The sequence below is a fragment of the Paenibacillus sp. fava2 genome, assembly GCF_058313675.1.
This window is the reverse complement of the sequence record NZ_CM177755.1, coordinates 727,501-742,781: the sequence shown is the minus strand read 5'-3', so window position 1 is coordinate 742,781 and position 15,281 is coordinate 727,501. Positions and strand designations below refer to the sequence as shown.

Sequence of the window (15,281 nt, the reverse complement as noted above, 5' to 3'; positions counted from 1 at the left end):
ATAATTTTTAATTATGTTGTAGAATATGTTTAAATCGTACATTATGGTAATTGCACTAAAAGTAAACTAATGCAAATCTACGAATTTCCCGAATTGCTTCAAATATCCCATCTCTATAACTCCTACACCTGTGTTCCTCCCCTTGGCGATAATAATTTCAGTAATATTCTTTTTCTCACTATCGGGAGTGTAATAATCTTCTCGGTATAAGAAGTCAACCTCATCTGCATCAAATTCAATCTGTCCTGATTCTCTTAAATCCGAAAGCATCGGACGCTTATCCTGCCGTTTTTCGCTGTTACGGTTAATGGCACTTATCGCTATAACTGGACAGTCATTTTCTAAAGCTATTTGCTTCAAAGAACGGCTAATGTAACCAAGCTCCGCCTCCCGAGTAGGAAATCGTTGACCTCCATGTACTAGTTGCAAATAGTCAATGTAAATAACTAAATTGTTATGTTCTCTTTTCAACCATTTCACTTGGTTTCGAATGCTTTGAATCGATTGCCCTTGCTTAGCGGCAATATAAATAGGTAATTGAGATAGAAGAGAACGAGCCATAGTATACCTATACCAATCTTCATCATCTAATAGTCCACTGCGAAGTTTTAACCTGTCGATATGTCCGATCATTGAGACTAATCGATCTGTTAGCATTACTCCAGGCATCTCCAGACTAAATATCCCCGCTGCTGTGCCGCTTTTCGCTGCATTTAACGCTTCATTTAACATATAATCGCTCTTTCCGATTGAAGGGCGTGCAGCAACAACAATCAATTCTCCTTTCTGCCTGCCTCCGGTGAACATATCTAATGCGGAGCCTGCCGTTTTAACTCCGGTTAATCCTTTGTGTTGAACCCGGTCTTCCATAATATTTTCATGGCCTTCAGCACTTTTCGCGACATGGGTAAAACCCTCGTCCGGTACTAACTGGTCTGAAAGTTTTGAAACATCTTCAGCGATCTCAGAAAGTACCTCTTCAAAATCATCTCCGTCTGCTATGGCAGACAAACTTTTCCCAAGCGCTTGCTTCAAATTTCGGAGACGATGCTTTTCCAATAAGATGTCAACATAGTATAAAATATTTGAAGCTGTGGGAACGGATCTAACTAGCTGTGACATATAAGATACGCCGCCAGTTTCATCAATTTTCTGTTTCTTCTGTAATGTTTCTGTCAGTTGAACAAGGTCAATCGGTATGTTTTGATCTGCGACCTCAAGCATTGCCTCATAGATCGTTCGGTGAGCCTTCAGATAAAAGGCTTGTTTCGGCATTTTTTCACGAACAGTATCAATCGATTTCGGCTCCAGTAAGATTGCTCCAATGACAGCTTGTTCGGCATCTTGATTGAATAACGGAATATCAGTCATCTCCTGCCTCCCCCTTTATCACCGCTCTATGGTGCCATTGTTCCATCATATTAAGACGGTGTTGCGTTGCCTCTTTTAATTGAATGTAACTTGTGAATTCTACATCCAGAGGCGATTTTCTGATATCCGCAATTGTCGGAGGGTATTTCTCAGTATAAATATGCTGACGCAGATTGTTCATGGCAATTTCAAACGAAAAATCTTCTAACAGTTTGCTCCAGAATTCCATTTTAACTTTATCGATTGAGAAACTTTGATAGGCATTGTTGATGATTAAGAAAATTTTGCTAAGCTCAGTCTTTGTCATCTGATCCCTCCCTAATCACCCGAAGCAACATATCATTTTGTCTTTCCTGACGGCTCTGATACCTGTTTGGCTGTTCCTTCATAGCTGAGATTACCTTAGCAGTGTTTGATCTTCGCCAGGAATTCAAAATAGGTCGCTCATAGTATGCAAAACTATTAACGGTTTCACCGCGCTCATTTTTTTTGGCATAGGCTTCTTTCATGCGCTGGATAATAAAGTGAGTAGGGATGCCGTTTAAGGAGAACATTTCCATGACCTCTCTATCCTTTGCACTCAGGCTCTTTTTGCCATGTAAAGAGCAATATTCACGTTCAACAGTTTCATACGAAGTTACTCCATAAACAGCAATTTCTGTATTTATTTCTTTATTACTTTCTTTAGGGATATCCTCTCCCTTAGAGCCATATGGCTTCGCTGGGCTTTCTAGTAATTGATTCGATAACTCTTCGTCATTTTCAGTAATCATTTCGATAATCTCGCAGTTCTCGTTTTGATTACTCTTCAATTCAAGTTGGTTATTGTTTTGAGAACCTTTTTTAAGATTCTCTCGGAGCAGTTGTTGTAAACCTTCATCCTCCCAGCCGCTAACCACTTCAATCTCCCACTCATGAACATCTTGATTTATTGCAAAGGTGCTTTCAATCTTGTCCCAGTGAAGTACCTTATGTTTAACCAAGCTATTCAGAACATTAGTGATATTAGTCTTGCCTACTCCACATAACTCAAAACTTATGAGCTTTGGGATATAGGCATTCGAACGTTGGCACCCGTAAGATAAGCGCAGAATCATTAGAAGTACGCTTAGCTGACGCTTACTAAAATCCCGTTGGATAAGTTGCTGATAGATGTTGTTACTGATAGCAGTAAAGCCATTAGTTTTTATTGTATTCAGATATTTATGGAAAGCATCCATCTATACTTCCTTAACAATCATTCTGCATGAGCATTATCCTCCACTGAACAAGTGACCTGATTCAGTATCCACTCGTCAAGAAAGGACTTTCGAGTAAAGATTCGATTGCCGACACGATAGTTAGGCAACTGTTTCCTTTGTACCATTCGACGAATAGTGTCTACGGAGCAACGCAAGTACCTGCTCATTCCGTAAATATCAAGCACTTCATCATTTTCCATCTGATATGTCCTCCACTTTTTGAACATTAATATTCAACTAATTCAACTTCACATTGTTTGCAGAGCACAACAATACCTTTTTTCGAAGCCCATAAAGTAATTCTGCAATTTGGGCATTCAAGTTTAATGGTATTGCCTTTTCCTTTTTGGCTAATGGGTACAAAACGTGCAATTTGAAACGTTTCAGCATCAATTTTTAAAGAATTAATCAACTTAAATGTATCGGGTTTTAACTTTGCTCTACTCCATCCAATTCTCTTATCTACTGGTTCGACAAAATAATCCATGGGCTTCACAAGCTGTTTTGAATCGTTTGTTATGGTATTGTCCGCCACGAGAACAATCTTGAATACCATTAATCGCATTATACAGATGCACCAATTCATGTAATAAAATTCTCATTACTTCTGCTACATCACGATTAATATATTCAGGAGGTTGCAACATGAATGTTGGACAATCCTTCTTCATCCCCCTCATCATTTCAAAATAACATCCTTAGGAACTCGATATTCTAAGCAAGTCTACTCATATCACTGCAAGAGACAGCTAAATATCGATAAGTCAAGTATAAATACATAATTAACATTTAGCAAACGTTAATTTATCAGCTAACAAAACGATAATAAATTGACTATGCTAATTTTTAAGGTATAATTAATATAGAGAGGTGGTGAAAATGTGGGAAGACAACCTGAAATTTCAAAAGACTTAAAACTAGGACCTGTAATCAGAAAACTTAGATTGCAGCGAAAATTAAAATTAGGGGAATTAGCTGATCGCTCACGTATTTCACATGCTTATTTAAGCCAGATTGAGAAGGGTAATCGCCAAACTCCATCGTGGGAAGTGCTACAAAGAATTGCATCAAATCTTAAAGTACCATTCACAGAAATGATGGAAGCAGCAGGCTACGAATTTCCCGATGATAGTGAGTATCATGAGGATGAACCTATTGATATGTCATTTGATGTTCAAGATTTAATCGACTTACTAACTTTACCGTTTATTACAGTCGATAAAATTGAACTTACTCCTGAAGAGATTAATCAAATAAAGAACTTTTCAAGATTTTTGATCACTCAAAGAAGGGACAAAGTATAGTTTCACCAATGAAAAATAGGGAGGTAGCTTTGATAATGGCCAGCATCGAGAAACGCGGAGAAAACTCTTGGCGGCTTGTCATAGAAATCGGTACAACGGCTCAAGGGAGACGTCTTAAAAAGACCAAAACCATTAAAGTCGAGGACAAGGCCATATTAAAAACGAAGAAGAGGCTAAGTGATTATCTAAACGATGAATTAATAAAGTTCAGAATAGAAGTTGAGGCTGGGGAATACATTGCACCAGAGAAAATGCGCTTCTCGGCTTTTGTCGAAGAGTGGGAAAAGAAATATGCTGTAAAACAGCTTGAAGTAACCACACTAAACACATACAAGCGTTGTTTAAACAAGAGAATTCTCCCCGTATTCGGTCATCATAGGCTTGATCAAATCAAACCTATTCATATCCTGAATTACTTGGATTCACTTGAACAGGATGGAAGTCGATTGGATGGAAAAGAGGGGAGACTATCATCTGGCAGTGTATTTATGATGTATCGAATTTTGAAGAATATCTTTAGCCGCGCTGTAGAATGGCGAATTATCAAGAGCAACCCCGTAGCCGATATCGCGCGGCCCCGCGTCAAACATAAGGAAACTAAAGTATACACCGAAGAGGAAGTTGGCAAATTATTTGAGATTCTTCAGACTGAGCCGTATCACTGGAGAATGATGATTACATTGGCACTTACCACAGGGCTGCGCCGTGGGGAATTGTTAGGTTTGGAATGGAAACATATTGATCTAAAAACCGGAGTTATTGACATTAGACAGAGCATTACAGCATACAGGGACGGTGAGCCCATCATTAAAGAACCTAAGACAAAGCATAGTTTACGAAAAGTAGCGCTCCCATCCACTGTTACTGCTGAATTGAACGATTATTATCTTCATTGTCGCAAAGAACGGATGAAGCTTAAGTCAATTTGGAAACGAGATGAACACTTTTTCTTATTTTTCAATGAAGAAGGCAAGCCGTTCTATCCAGAAACGCCTTACCTTCATTTTAGAAATCTATTATTGAAACACAAGCTGCCTTATATTACTTTCCACAGCCTCCGTCATACATCAGCAACCCTACTATTAAATCAAGGTGTTCATGCAAAAATCATTTCTGAACGACTAGGCCATGCTAACATCGGCACAACCATGAATATCTATGGACACGTACTGAGATCAGCCGACCACGAAGCTGCTAATAAGTTTGACTCCATTTTACCAAATTTCAAGGTGAAATAACCCCCTCAAAACCATTCCGTCACCAATTCGTCCCCAATCTACAAAAAAATCACTCAGAACCCTTATAGATCAAGGAACAAACAGCCTCCACATGCACCGTATGCGGGAACATATCCACCGGCGTTACCTCCACCGTCTTGTACCCGCCATCCTCCAGCAATCTTAAATCCCGTGCCAATGTCGATGGATTACACGACACATACACTACCCGCTCCGGCTTCATCTGCAGGATCGTATCCAGCAGACGCGGATCGCAGCCCTTGCGCGGCGGATCTACGACGATAACATCTGGAGTAACGCCTTGCTCTTTCCAGTTCGGAATGACGTCCTCGGACGCCCCTACCTCGAACACTACATTGTTCATATTGTTAAGCTTCGCGTTTCCACGCGCATCTTCGATAGCTTCGGGCACAATCTCTACGCCGTATACCTTAGCCGCATGCTGGGCCAGGAACAAAGAGATTGTTCCGATGCCGCAGTAGGCATCGATGACGGTTTCGTTGCCGGTCAGTCCGGCGTATTCTACGGTTTTGCCGTACAGCACCTCGGTCTGTGCCGGGTTCACCTGATAGAAGGAACGCGCTGAGATCGCGAACTGTACATCGCCGATGTAATCATAGATCACGTCTCTGCCCCACAGGACGCGTGTTTCGTTACCGAAGATAACGTTTGTGCGCTGAGTATTCACGTTCTGGCAGATGCTGACTACATCCGGCAGCTGTTCGCGGATACTGCCGAGCCAGGCGTCCAGATGTGGGATATCACGTCCATTGGTTACGAGGACGAGCATCATCTCGCCGGTGCGGAAGGCTTTCTTCACGACGACGTGGCGGAGCAGGCCGCGGCCGGTTTCTTCATTATAGGCGGAGATGCCGAGCTCTCTGCCGATGCCCTTCACAGCAGCTACAACGCTGTCGTTATGCTCGTGCTGAATCAGGCACGTCTCCATGTCGACGATCCGGTGGCTGCCGCGGGCGTAGAAGCCGCCAACCAGGCCGCCTTCGGTGACGCCGATCGGCACCTGAGCCTTGTTGCGGTAGCGCCAAGGCTCGTCCATGCCCAGCGTTGGGCGGACGATGATGCCGTCAGCTGAAGAATTCTCTTCAGCCCCCGCAACCTGCAGCTTCCCGATCCGCTGCAGATTGTCCACCACCAGCTGGCGTTTCCAAGCCAGCTGCGCGGTGTAGTCCATGTGCTGCAGCTGGCAGCCGCCGCACTGGTCATAGATGTCGCAGGGCGGCGCGATGCGGTCGCTGCTAGGCTGTACGAGCTTCAGCAGCTTGGCATAGCCGTATTGCTTCTTGGTCTTAAGCACCTTGGCCTGCACCTTCTCACCGGGCAGGGCGCCCTGCACAAAGAGGGTAAAGCCATCCACCCGGCCTACCCCTTCGCCTTCATGGGTCATGCCGATGATATCGAGCATAACCTCGTCATTCTTGTTCACTGGCAGATCGGCGGCAGGCGCCGAAGCTTCCCGGCTGCCACCCCGGCGTCCGCTGCGGTGTTTACTCATTGTTATACACTCACTTCTTTCATGATCTTCACTATTAATGCTGCTAATAATTAACCTTATTCCGGTCTAGGCTATATCAATCATCGGTTCGCACCGTGTCTTCCACACTACAAAAGCTCCAGCTGACCCGGCGGGCCACCGCACGAATCAAGTGGAGCTTTATCTTCTCTCGCTCTTTAACAATCTCTTGCCTTAGTGATTCTGGGCAAAGATCCGCAGATGCTGCGGCAGAATCTCGAACCTGCCCGGCAGGGTGCCGCCAAGCTCACCATCCAGGTTCAGCTGAACGTAGCCCGGGGAGGTAACCTCCATCGCGTCGGTACGGAAGTACACGACTTTCTTGTCCTGCAGATGCTCGCCGCGGATGGCCAGAGTGACCAGGCGGATGAACTCGGCAAGGTTACACTTCTTGACTGCAATAACGTCGAACAGGCCGTCGTCGATCCGGGCATCCGGAGCAAGCTTCTCGAAGCCGCCGACGGAGTTGGTGTTGGCGATCAGGAACAGCATGAACTCGTCATGAATCAGCTCCTGGCCGTTCGCACGGATGTAGAGCTCTTGCGGCGACAGGCTGGCCATTTTTTCGATACCCTTCAGGTAGTATGCCAGCTGGCCCATCATCGTCTTCAGTCTGCTCGGAACCTCGTATGTCAGCTCGGTCAGGCGTCCGCCGCCGGCTATATTAATGAAATAACGGTCGTTGGCTTTGCCGAGGTCAATCAGGCGCGACTCCTGGCGCAGAATCAGATCGCAGGAATCCTCCCAGTTCTTTGGAATGCCCATCGCCCGGGCAAAATCATTGGTCGTGCCCAGCGGCATTACACCGAGCGGAGGCCGGTTAGGCTTCTCTGCCATCCCGTTGATGACCTCGTTTAAGGTGCCGTCGCCGCCGGCCGCTATGATCAGATCATAGGTGCCGCGTTCAACGGCCTCAGCCGCTGCTGCCGTAGCATCGCCTTCCCCGGTTGTGGCATGGCAGGAGGCTTCAATGCCGCCAATATCCAGCCGCTCCAAAATGTCGGCGAGTCGTCTTTTCATTTCTTCCCGTCCAGAAGTGGGATTATAAATCAATCTCGCAGTTTTCATTACCGGAACGCCACCTGTGTATTAGAAATAGATAACCTTACTGATTATACCCAATTCCGCACCCTACAAGCAATGTTGGAGGCGAAGCAGCCAAACTTTTTTGCTATATCAATCATCTTCATCAGCAGGCTATCTAAATATATCTATGCGGCAGCACCCGGTTTTATTCCAATAAAAGTGTTGCTTTACTGCCCGCGCACCTGCTCCAGCAGCATACGCACCTGCTGCTCAATCCAGTGCGGCAGCAGCGGATGCGGCAGCAGCGTCCGGCCGTTATAGGCATACGCAAGTCCTTGAAGCTGTCCCGGAAGAACTACCTTGGTGAAATACCCCTCACTTAAAAAGAGCGGAGCCACCAGCACATCGTAGCCCTGCCCTATCCAGTATTCCGCCCGCTCTCGCACCGTCCCGACGCTCAGCAGGCCGTAATCTGCCGCTGCTACACCGCTGACAGAGCGCACCCGCTCAGCCAGGGAGGAGATGCCCGCTTCCCAGCGCTGGCGGAATCCGTCGTGCTTGCTGCCGTGGCCGACGAGCAGGATCATCTCCCGCTCCGGGCGGACTGACAGCCCGCGCAGTTTGTCCCAGAGCATGACGGCAATGTCCGGGTCGTCGTCAACCGGATAGCCGAAGTGGATGTTCGCCTGCACGGCGAACGGCTCAAGATCGGTCTCGCGCTCCGGCGCAGGCTTTGCGCCAATTGCATATGCTATTTCATCAATATGCGTACTGCCTGATGAAACAAACAAGGGGACCACAACAATGTCTGTGACCCCTGCATGTTCAAGCTCATTTATTCCGTCCTGAATCAGGAGGCCTTCCACCAGCTCCAGAAAAGACACTGCCACCGGCAGCGCCTCTCCAAGCGATAACTGGTTCACTGCTTCATCGACAATCTTGACCCAGGCTGTATCCCGGGAGCCGTGACTGATGATTAGAACGCCCGGCTTCATAATATTAGCGCCCCAGACGTTCCAGCGTCATTTTGTAGCCGTCGTTGCCGTAATTGAGGCAGCGCTTCACCCGGGAGATGGTAGCTGTGCTTGCTCCGGTCTCCGCTTCAATCTGATTGTATGTAGAACCCTTGCCCAGCATACGCGCAACCTCTAGACGCTGAGACAGCGACTGAATCTCGTTCACGGTGCACAGATCGTCGAAGAAGACATAGCATTCTTCCATATTTTTAAGTGTCAAAATGGCTTCGAATAATTGGTCAATACTTTTATCGTTTAGCTTCTTAAGCTGCATCGTAAATCATCCCCTAAAAAGTTTGGTCAGCATCATCTTCACGGATTAAGCATTATCCAAAACTGGCTTTAAAGCATTAAAGCTGTAAAATCAACAAGACTATCTTGCCTCTACTATATTGCACTGGGGCAGTTTTTTCAAGCATTAACGATTTCACGCTGTAAAGAACGAAAATGACGGACAACTGTCCACCCCATACGCACATCTTATATTCAATTTGGATTATACTCTATCTGCATCTGATAGGATTTACCGCCTTAATTATAGTACTACATAACCTCTGAAAATCAAGCATGGACACGGTTTCTTCACTTCCGCCCCATCCCTCTGGGCATCCGCCCTTTTCCGCTCGTATCCCGGTTATCCGGGCGTTTGACTATACCCTATGTTCGCCCATGACATACAGTATAGCAAACCAATAACGAAGGAATGTGATGTTATGCCTCATCATTACTATAATCATTCCCGCCGGGACGGGCGCTCATTAGCCGGTTCATATGGTCCGTCAGGCTATCCCGGCATCGGTTCCTACGTCCAGCCGCCTCCCCCGATTGAAGGCGGATTGCTGCCCGCACTCGGGACAGAGGCTGCAGATACGGCACTTGCCGTGCCTGTTGCCGCCGCTGAAGCAGCTCCCAAAGCCGGCGGACTGCTGGGCAATCTCGGGAATCTCGGAAACCTGGCCAACATGGAGCAGATCAAGGGGATTATTGACCGGATGGGCGGGATCGACGGGATTGTAAGCTCCATGGGCAAGGTGCAGAAGGTGGTCGAGGGCTTTCAGCAAATGGCACCGATGGTGAAGCTGGTTATGGGCACTTTCGGCAAAAAGAAAGCCGGCTCCTTTGCTGCCGAGGAGGATGCCGCCATGTATCAGCCCAAACGCAAAAAAAGACGCCCCGCCAAGCAGCGCCGTAAAGCTCCCGCTAAACCCAAAAACCGCCGGAAGTCCTCTCCATCCTCTGCTAAACGCCGCCGCTCTTAGCGGTGGCGTTTAGCTTTTTTTCATTATATAGACCGGGGTCACCGCAAAGTACCTGAGTCAGCTTTTATGTATAGACCCCGCTTTGGGGTAAAACCGCTACTTAAACCACCCGCTCCGCCGGAACCAGAGGAACATGCTTCCTCCGAGCGCCAGCATCACCAGCAGAATGACCGGATACCCGTACGTCCAGTCCAGCTCCGGCATGACCCGGAAGTTCATCCCGTAGATGCCGGCGATCAGCGTCAGCGGCATGAAGACAGTGGTAATAACAGTCAGCGTCTTCATAATCGAATTCATCCGGTTGGAGTTGAGCGAGATGTAGCTGTCCCGCAGATCGGCGGTCATTTCGCGGTCTACCTCGATCATGTCGGTCAGCTTCAGCAGATGGTCATGGATATCGCCGAAGTAGATCCGCTCCTCCCCGTTGCTCTGCACATGCTGGGAGTTGACGATCCGGTACATCAGATCGCGCATCGGCACAATGGTCCGCCGCAGCTTCAGCAGCCGCCCGCGCACCCGGAAGACCTGGCTCATCAGCTCCTCCACGGATTCTTTTTCACCCATGCCCTCCAGATCTGCCAGCTCGTCCTCCAGATTGTACAGGCTCGGGAAATAACGGTCGACCAGCTTGTCCATCACCGTATAGGCCGCAGCCACCGGGCCGCCCGACCAGCCTTTGCGGCTGTGGATTTCCGCCTGCACCAGCTCCCAGGCCTCGTCCATCTCCGGCTTCTGCTGATGGTGGTAGGAGACGAGAAAGCCTGGACTCAGAAACAGGTCTACCTCCTCCGCCTCCAGCGTCTGCTCATTGAGTGCATGCAGCACAAAAAACTGCACGTCCTCATAATAATCCAGCTTCGGCCGCTGCAGGGTATGCATACAGTCCTCAATTGCCAGAGGATGAAAGTGAAAATAGCTGTCCAGCAGCCGTGTCTCCTCCGGCGTCGGTGCGTTGAAGTCTGCCCAGATCCAGGCATATTCAGCCATAACAATGTTCTGAAGCGCCAGCCCCGTCAGCACCTCCCCCTGACGGGTTACCGCGAGTGTACGTATCATGAATGAGACCTCCGTTTGTTCCTGCTCCCAAATACTGCAGCGCTCTAATGCTACTATTGTACATTATGAGACGGCCTCCGCCCAAATCACAGATTAATCTAAACTTATTCGCACAAAAAATAACCCCCGGCCCGCTTCAGCGGTTCCGAGGGTGATCGACTAGCCTGTTGCAGCGAAGGATAGCTGTGCCACACATACGCTTCGCAGAAGAGTTAATTGTAAGGCGAGCTGTTCCATTACTTTATCGTATGCTTATGCAAGGTATCCAGAGCAGCTAGTTGGATTTTCGTCACTTCATTTCAGCATTCCTCAGCCTTTACGTCAGTTAGGTGGAAAAACGCTAACTAATTCCGGCTGTTTACCGCTCTGGAGGCCATTTCGGCGAAATTAAGTGATGTTTTTCCAATTCGTTTCCTGATTACGGACTTCATCGGGAATTTAGATGGCAAATTTCCACTGCTATGAACGAATTTGTCAATTCTCCTGTTTTCACCCTTTAAACCAAAGGGGTTCAATCCCTTGGGCGTAGAGACAAAATGCGAGTCGTCGGCTGGCACACTGCTATCCGTGGGTTGGTTACCACATGTTATGCCTACGTCGAAGGAGCTGCCGTAAACTTAGTTTCGCACGTCAGATCCGCAGATCCTGTGCAGTGGAAAATCACGGTTTCTCCTCGAACCTTTCTCTTTGTCTCCACGCCCTAAGGATTCAATTTTCGGGAACCTGCCTTTCTACGCTACGCCATTCTTTGTTCTGCATTTCGGGCAATCGACCAGATGAATCCCACTAATTCCCGCCCTACAGCTGCCATCGCCAGATTTCGGTGTTTCCCTCGTTTGACCATTTTCAGATATTTGCGGTGTAACCGTTCCTGTGCTTTCCACGAGGTTTCCTGGACATGCGCACACTGGCCTTCCAGACGCTTTTCTAACTCCCCTTTGACGGCTGGCCGGTGACGGTAACTCCAGGCTGATTCGACAAGTGTACGCCGTACTGCTGCATTGCCGGTTTTGGTTAAACGTCCACGTTTCGTGCTGGCTCCCGAGGAATATTCCCTTGGGACCAGACCTAAATAACTCATAAGCTGAGCTGGCGAACGGAACCGCTCAAAATTCCCAATCTCGACGACCAGCGTCATGGCGGTAAGCAGCGCGATTCCCCGCAGGCCCTGGAGGGCTTGAATCACGGGGGCGTACGGACAGATTTCCGCTTCCTCCCGCATGGCGGCTTCAAACCGTTTGATTCGCTCCTCCACTTCCCGCAGCTCCTGCAGAAGCTCGGCGAATACCCGTTCTTGAGCTGAAAACGCAAACGTCAGGGTGGTTAGCCACTGCCGGTATCTCTTCGTCCAGCGCCGTTTCATTCCTTCCGGTGTGTGAATCTGGTGCCTGAGCAGGAAGTGGATGAGCCGCTGCCGGGTTCGGTGTAACTCGCCACGGGCAGCCTCCCGGGCCCGGATGAGGTCTCGCAAGGCTTCGATTTCTGGAGTTGGCACATGGATCGCAGTCAATTCCCCGGCACGATGGAGCTGGGCCAATCGCTCGGCATCCCGCCGGTCGGTTTTTATCGCATCGCCTGGGCGCTGTGGAATGCGTGAAGGGGCGATAACGGTGCAGGAAATCCCCATTTTCGTCAGCCAATGATACAAGTCATACCCGGTAGGTCCCGCCTCATAGCAGACCTCTAGCGTGACTTCTTGGCTTTGGAGTTTGCGAATTAAACGTCCCACCGCATCGGGCGTGTGGGCAATGGCACTATGATACCGGGCAGGTTCCCGGCCCTCGTCTGCAATCGCCACCACAATTTTTTCTTTAGACACATCCAAACCGACGTATTTTATGGTATTCTTCATAGTAACAGCTCCTTTCGCATGTAGCTCTGAAATGGTGGTTTCTCACTTCCATTTTAACCTACGGTGTGCGAACAGGAGCTGCCTTTCGTTCATCATAACTTAGTCCGTTGGATAAGCCACCCAGTCGCCCTAATTCAGCGGTTTTACACATAACGGTGCCCAACAAGCTGCTCTCTGACATATCCGCCACCCCAATAGCAATAGCACACATATCATCCGTCTTTTACCGCCCCAAGCCCTCCAGCAGCTCCAGATGCAGCACCTGCAGGAACTTCTTGATGTTGACCTTCACCTTGCCGGAATCCCGGCCCAGCTCGATCTCCTTCATCTTCAGCCGGACCTCCTCGAAGTCGAAATAGAGCGGCGCGTAGTGCTCGAACTTCGGGTTTCCGTAATCGGTCAGGCCGATCGAAGCCAGGTTGGCCAGCCCCGCGGACAGGGCGCGGCGCAGCCGCTGCTCAATCGCCTTCACTTCCTTGGCAGCCTCAGCCGGTGAGGGTTTATAGGTGGCTGCGGCCATCTCGTACAGCTCTTTGAGCGGCGGAAGCGTACGGTTATCCTCTCTGGCCGCCACCAGCTCCATCATCAGGATGATGTCACGGCTCCCGCCCTCGGAGATCATCCCCATGTTCATCAGAATGGGCTGGACAATCTCCTTCACGGTCCGTCTATTCACCGCCGTCTGCGCCATGCCGAACTGCAGTCCTTCCAGCTTGCCGAGGCTTGATTTGATCTCATCCAGATAGCGGTTGATCGCATAGCGCTCATTCACCTTATGCAGCACTGATTCGACCTCGATTTTGTTGATCGGCTTGCGGATGAAGAACTCAATGCCGCTGCGGTAGGCACGGCCGACCAAATCTCCGTTCTCAATCTGCGAGATCATCACGAACTTGGAGCGGCAGCCCTGGGCCTGCAGGGAATCGATCGTCTCAATGCCGTCCTGATCCGGCATAAGCAGATCCATCAGCACGATGTCGGGACGCTCCTCCAGAATCAGGCGTACGCCCTCCTGGCCGCCTTCGGCTGTGCCAACCACTTCACCCAGGCCGCTGTCTTCGATGATATGCTGCAGCATTCTTCTGGCCGTTGCATCGTCATCCACAATACAAAAAGATAATGGCATCCCCTACTCCTCCTTCCGCAGCCCGCTTGCCGGCAATTTAATCTGGAACCTGGCCCCTCCAAGCTCCGAGACTGGCTCAACGGTGATCTGCCCGGCGAATAAATCGACAATATCCTGCACATGCGACAGCCCGATTCCCGTAGCCGCCACGCCCTCCTGATCGAACTTGGTCGTAAAGCCCGGTTCGAACAGCAGCTCACGGTCACGTTCCTTAATCCCGCCGCCGCTGTCAGTCACAGTAAAGACGGTATAATTCCCTTCCTCATGCACATCCAGGTTGATGCTGCCTTTTCCTTTTATTACTTCAACCGCATTAGCTGTAAGGTTACCAAGCAGATTCAACAGGGGAGTATAGCTGGCGGTAGTATAGTCAGAGGTCATATTCAGCGTGAACTGAATCTGTTTGCCCAGCATTTCTGCGTATTTGGCATTGCTTTTCATAGTGAACTTCATGATGACAGACAGCGGGAGATCACCGGTCACCTCACGGTCCACCAGCTTCACCAGCCCCGCCAGAATGCGCTGCGAATCCTTCTTCACTTCATGGATCTGCTGCGTAATATCAAGCACCTGCCGGCTGTACGGCTGCAGCACTTCCTCCGCTTTAAGGCTGCGGTACAGATCGTAGCTGCTTAACGTAACACGCTCCAGGGTACCAATTGATTTTTCGAGATAAAAGACCTCACCATACAGCCCTGAGCTGAAGCTAAGCATCTGCTCCATCCGCCGGTTCTGCTCGCGCTGCTTAATCCGCAGCTGGCTGACGGAGATACTGCTGTATACCCCGGTTGTAAAATAGGTGCGCATGACGGCGATTGCCATCAAAAACGTCCATTCATTCAGCCGGAAGGAGGCCGAGTCCAGCACAATCAGCCGGGTCAGCAGCTCCATTTCGTTCGACAGGAGATCAATTACGGCTGCAGCCCCGCCCAATACGAGCGGATGGAATGTATCGATCCGGCTCTTGATCAGATTCATCAGCAAAGCAAACATAATATAATAAACCATGGCCGAGAAATGGCTGGTCAGGCTCTCAATAGCCGAAGCCCCGCTGCTTCCTATAGCATCCATCCCGGTGCGGAACAGCAGGACCACTATTCCTGTGACAATCCCCGTCGTAATATAAGGCAGACGCCTCATTAAAAGCAAAAACAGCAGAAACGCGCTGCTGCCTAATGCAATCCGGAAAACATCGCCGTCAAACGGATTGATTTTGAATTCGCCGGCTATCGCTGTACCAAAAGCTGCCATGAATATCTGT

The 15,281-nt window shown here is 49.0% G+C and carries 16 protein-coding genes; 3 read left to right on the top strand and 13 right to left on the bottom strand.

The features are described from left to right. Nucleotides 1–66: 66 nt before the first annotated feature. The 5 genes from dnaB to AC4G46_RS03380 are packed head-to-tail and all read right to left on the bottom strand — an operon-like array spanning nucleotide 67 to nucleotide 3,147. Nucleotides 67–1,371: a replicative DNA helicase gene (gene dnaB / locus AC4G46_RS03400; protein WP_491126686.1), complete on the bottom strand. Its 1,305-nt coding sequence runs from the start codon at nucleotides 1,369–1,371 to the stop codon at nucleotides 67–69. Then, a complete protein-coding gene (locus AC4G46_RS03395) occupies nucleotides 1,364–1,678 on the bottom strand; it encodes a replicative helicase loader/inhibitor (RefSeq protein ID WP_491126685.1) in 315 nt (104 codons plus the stop codon). Before AC4G46_RS03395 ends, dnaB begins: the two co-directional genes overlap by 8 nt. After that, a complete protein-coding gene (locus AC4G46_RS03390) occupies nucleotides 1,665–2,591 on the bottom strand; it encodes a replication protein (RefSeq protein ID WP_491126684.1) in 927 nt (308 codons plus the stop codon). Before AC4G46_RS03390 ends, AC4G46_RS03395 begins: the two co-directional genes overlap by 14 nt. A 17-nt stretch (nucleotides 2,592–2,608) precedes the next feature. Next, nucleotides 2,609–2,779 carry an excisionase family DNA-binding protein gene (locus tag AC4G46_RS03385; RefSeq protein ID WP_491128779.1) on the bottom strand — a complete coding sequence of 57 codons (171 nt, stop codon included), beginning with the start codon at nucleotides 2,777–2,779 and terminating at the stop codon, nucleotides 2,609–2,611. 59 nt (nucleotides 2,780–2,838) lie between these two features. Then, on the bottom strand, nucleotides 2,839–3,147 hold the full coding sequence (locus tag AC4G46_RS03380) for a hypothetical protein (RefSeq protein ID WP_491126683.1): 309 nt from the start codon (nucleotides 3,145–3,147) through the stop codon (nucleotides 2,839–2,841). Between the two features lie 346 nt (nucleotides 3,148–3,493). Between AC4G46_RS03380 and AC4G46_RS03375 the strand changes: the two genes are divergently transcribed. Further along, nucleotides 3,494–3,916, top strand: coding sequence for a helix-turn-helix domain-containing protein (locus AC4G46_RS03375; RefSeq protein WP_491126682.1), 423 nt, complete (start codon nucleotides 3,494–3,496; stop codon nucleotides 3,914–3,916). 35 nt (nucleotides 3,917–3,951) lie between these two features. Next, nucleotides 3,952–5,154 (top strand): site-specific integrase, encoded by a 1,203-nt coding sequence (locus AC4G46_RS03370; protein WP_491126681.1) that lies wholly within the window; start codon nucleotides 3,952–3,954, stop codon nucleotides 5,152–5,154. A 49-nt stretch (nucleotides 5,155–5,203) separates the two neighbouring features. Here the strand turns inward: AC4G46_RS03370 and rlmD are convergent, their stop codons facing one another. From rlmD to AC4G46_RS03350, 4 genes are all read right to left on the bottom strand, one after another. After that, entirely contained in the window at nucleotides 5,204–6,667 is a 1,464-nt protein-coding gene (gene rlmD, locus AC4G46_RS03365) for a 23S rRNA (uracil(1939)-C(5))-methyltransferase RlmD (RefSeq protein WP_491126680.1), read from the bottom strand. A gap of 192 nt (nucleotides 6,668–6,859) precedes the next feature. Beyond that, nucleotides 6,860–7,753, bottom strand: a complete 894-nt coding sequence (locus AC4G46_RS03360) for a diacylglycerol kinase (protein ID WP_068725980.1) — start codon at nucleotides 7,751–7,753, stop codon at nucleotides 6,860–6,862. A gap of 185 nt (nucleotides 7,754–7,938) precedes the next feature. Continuing rightward, nucleotides 7,939–8,709 (bottom strand): sirohydrochlorin chelatase, encoded by a 771-nt coding sequence (locus tag AC4G46_RS03355; protein ID WP_491128778.1) that lies wholly within the window; start codon nucleotides 8,707–8,709, stop codon nucleotides 7,939–7,941. Between the two features lies 1 nt (nucleotide 8,710). Continuing rightward, complete coding sequence (locus AC4G46_RS03350; RefSeq protein ID WP_039869680.1) at nucleotides 8,711–9,001, bottom strand: YerC/YecD family TrpR-related protein; 291 nt, start codon at nucleotides 8,999–9,001, stop codon at nucleotides 8,711–8,713. 439 nt (nucleotides 9,002–9,440) lie between these two features. Between AC4G46_RS03350 and AC4G46_RS03345 the strand changes: the two genes are divergently transcribed. Beyond that, nucleotides 9,441–9,986 (top strand): tyrosine protein kinase, encoded by a 546-nt coding sequence (locus AC4G46_RS03345; RefSeq protein WP_491126679.1) that lies wholly within the window; start codon nucleotides 9,441–9,443, stop codon nucleotides 9,984–9,986. Between the two features lie 96 nt (nucleotides 9,987–10,082). On the opposite strand, the gene corA is transcribed toward AC4G46_RS03345, so the two are convergent. The 4 genes from corA to AC4G46_RS03325 all read right to left on the bottom strand — a co-directional run bounded on the left by corA (nucleotide 10,083) and on the right by AC4G46_RS03325 (nucleotide 15,271). Then, a complete protein-coding gene (gene corA / locus AC4G46_RS03340; RefSeq protein WP_491126678.1) occupies nucleotides 10,083–11,042 on the bottom strand; it encodes a magnesium/cobalt transporter CorA in 960 nt (319 codons plus the stop codon). 736 nt (nucleotides 11,043–11,778) lie between these two features. Next, on the bottom strand, nucleotides 11,779–12,894 hold the full coding sequence (locus tag AC4G46_RS03335) for an IS110 family RNA-guided transposase (protein ID WP_491125419.1): 1,116 nt from the start codon (nucleotides 12,892–12,894) through the stop codon (nucleotides 11,779–11,781). Between the two features lie 223 nt (nucleotides 12,895–13,117). Then, nucleotides 13,118–14,020, bottom strand: a complete 903-nt coding sequence (locus tag AC4G46_RS03330) for a response regulator (RefSeq protein WP_491126677.1) — start codon at nucleotides 14,018–14,020, stop codon at nucleotides 13,118–13,120. A 3-nt stretch (nucleotides 14,021–14,023) separates the two neighbouring features. After that, entirely contained in the window at nucleotides 14,024–15,271 is a 1,248-nt protein-coding gene (locus AC4G46_RS03325; protein WP_491126676.1) for a sensor histidine kinase, read from the bottom strand. Between the last annotated feature and the right edge of the window lie 10 nt (nucleotides 15,272–15,281).

Coding starts and splice junctions, on each gene's coding strand:
- dnaB (WP_491126686.1), bottom strand. CDS start 1,371: ATGACTGATATTCCGTTATTCAATCAAGATGCCGAACAAGCTGTCATT.
- AC4G46_RS03395 (WP_491126685.1), bottom strand. CDS start 1,678: ATGACAAAGACTGAGCTTAGCAAAATTTTCTTAATCATCAACAATGCC.
- AC4G46_RS03390 (WP_491126684.1), bottom strand. CDS start 2,591: ATGGATGCTTTCCATAAATATCTGAATACAATAAAAACTAATGGCTTT.
- AC4G46_RS03385 (WP_491128779.1), bottom strand. CDS start 2,779: ATGAGCAGGTACTTGCGTTGCTCCGTAGACACTATTCGTCGAATGGTA.
- AC4G46_RS03370 (WP_491126681.1), top strand. CDS start 3,952: ATGGCCAGCATCGAGAAACGCGGAGAAAACTCTTGGCGGCTTGTCATA.
- rlmD (WP_491126680.1), bottom strand. CDS start 6,667: ATGAGTAAACACCGCAGCGGACGCCGGGGTGGCAGCCGGGAAGCTTCG.
- AC4G46_RS03360 (WP_068725980.1), bottom strand. CDS start 7,753: ATGAAAACTGCGAGATTGATTTATAATCCCACTTCTGGACGGGAAGAA.
- AC4G46_RS03350 (WP_039869680.1), bottom strand. CDS start 9,001: ATGCAGCTTAAGAAGCTAAACGATAAAAGTATTGACCAATTATTCGAA.
- AC4G46_RS03345 (WP_491126679.1), top strand. CDS start 9,441: ATGCCTCATCATTACTATAATCATTCCCGCCGGGACGGGCGCTCATTA.
- corA (WP_491126678.1), bottom strand. CDS start 11,042: ATGATACGTACACTCGCGGTAACCCGTCAGGGGGAGGTGCTGACGGGG.
- AC4G46_RS03335 (WP_491125419.1), bottom strand. CDS start 12,894: ATGAAGAATACCATAAAATACGTCGGTTTGGATGTGTCTAAAGAAAAA.
- AC4G46_RS03330 (WP_491126677.1), bottom strand. CDS start 14,020: ATGCCATTATCTTTTTGTATTGTGGATGACGATGCAACGGCCAGAAGA.
- AC4G46_RS03325 (WP_491126676.1), bottom strand. CDS start 15,271: ATGGCAGCTTTTGGTACAGCGATAGCCGGCGAATTCAAAATCAATCCG.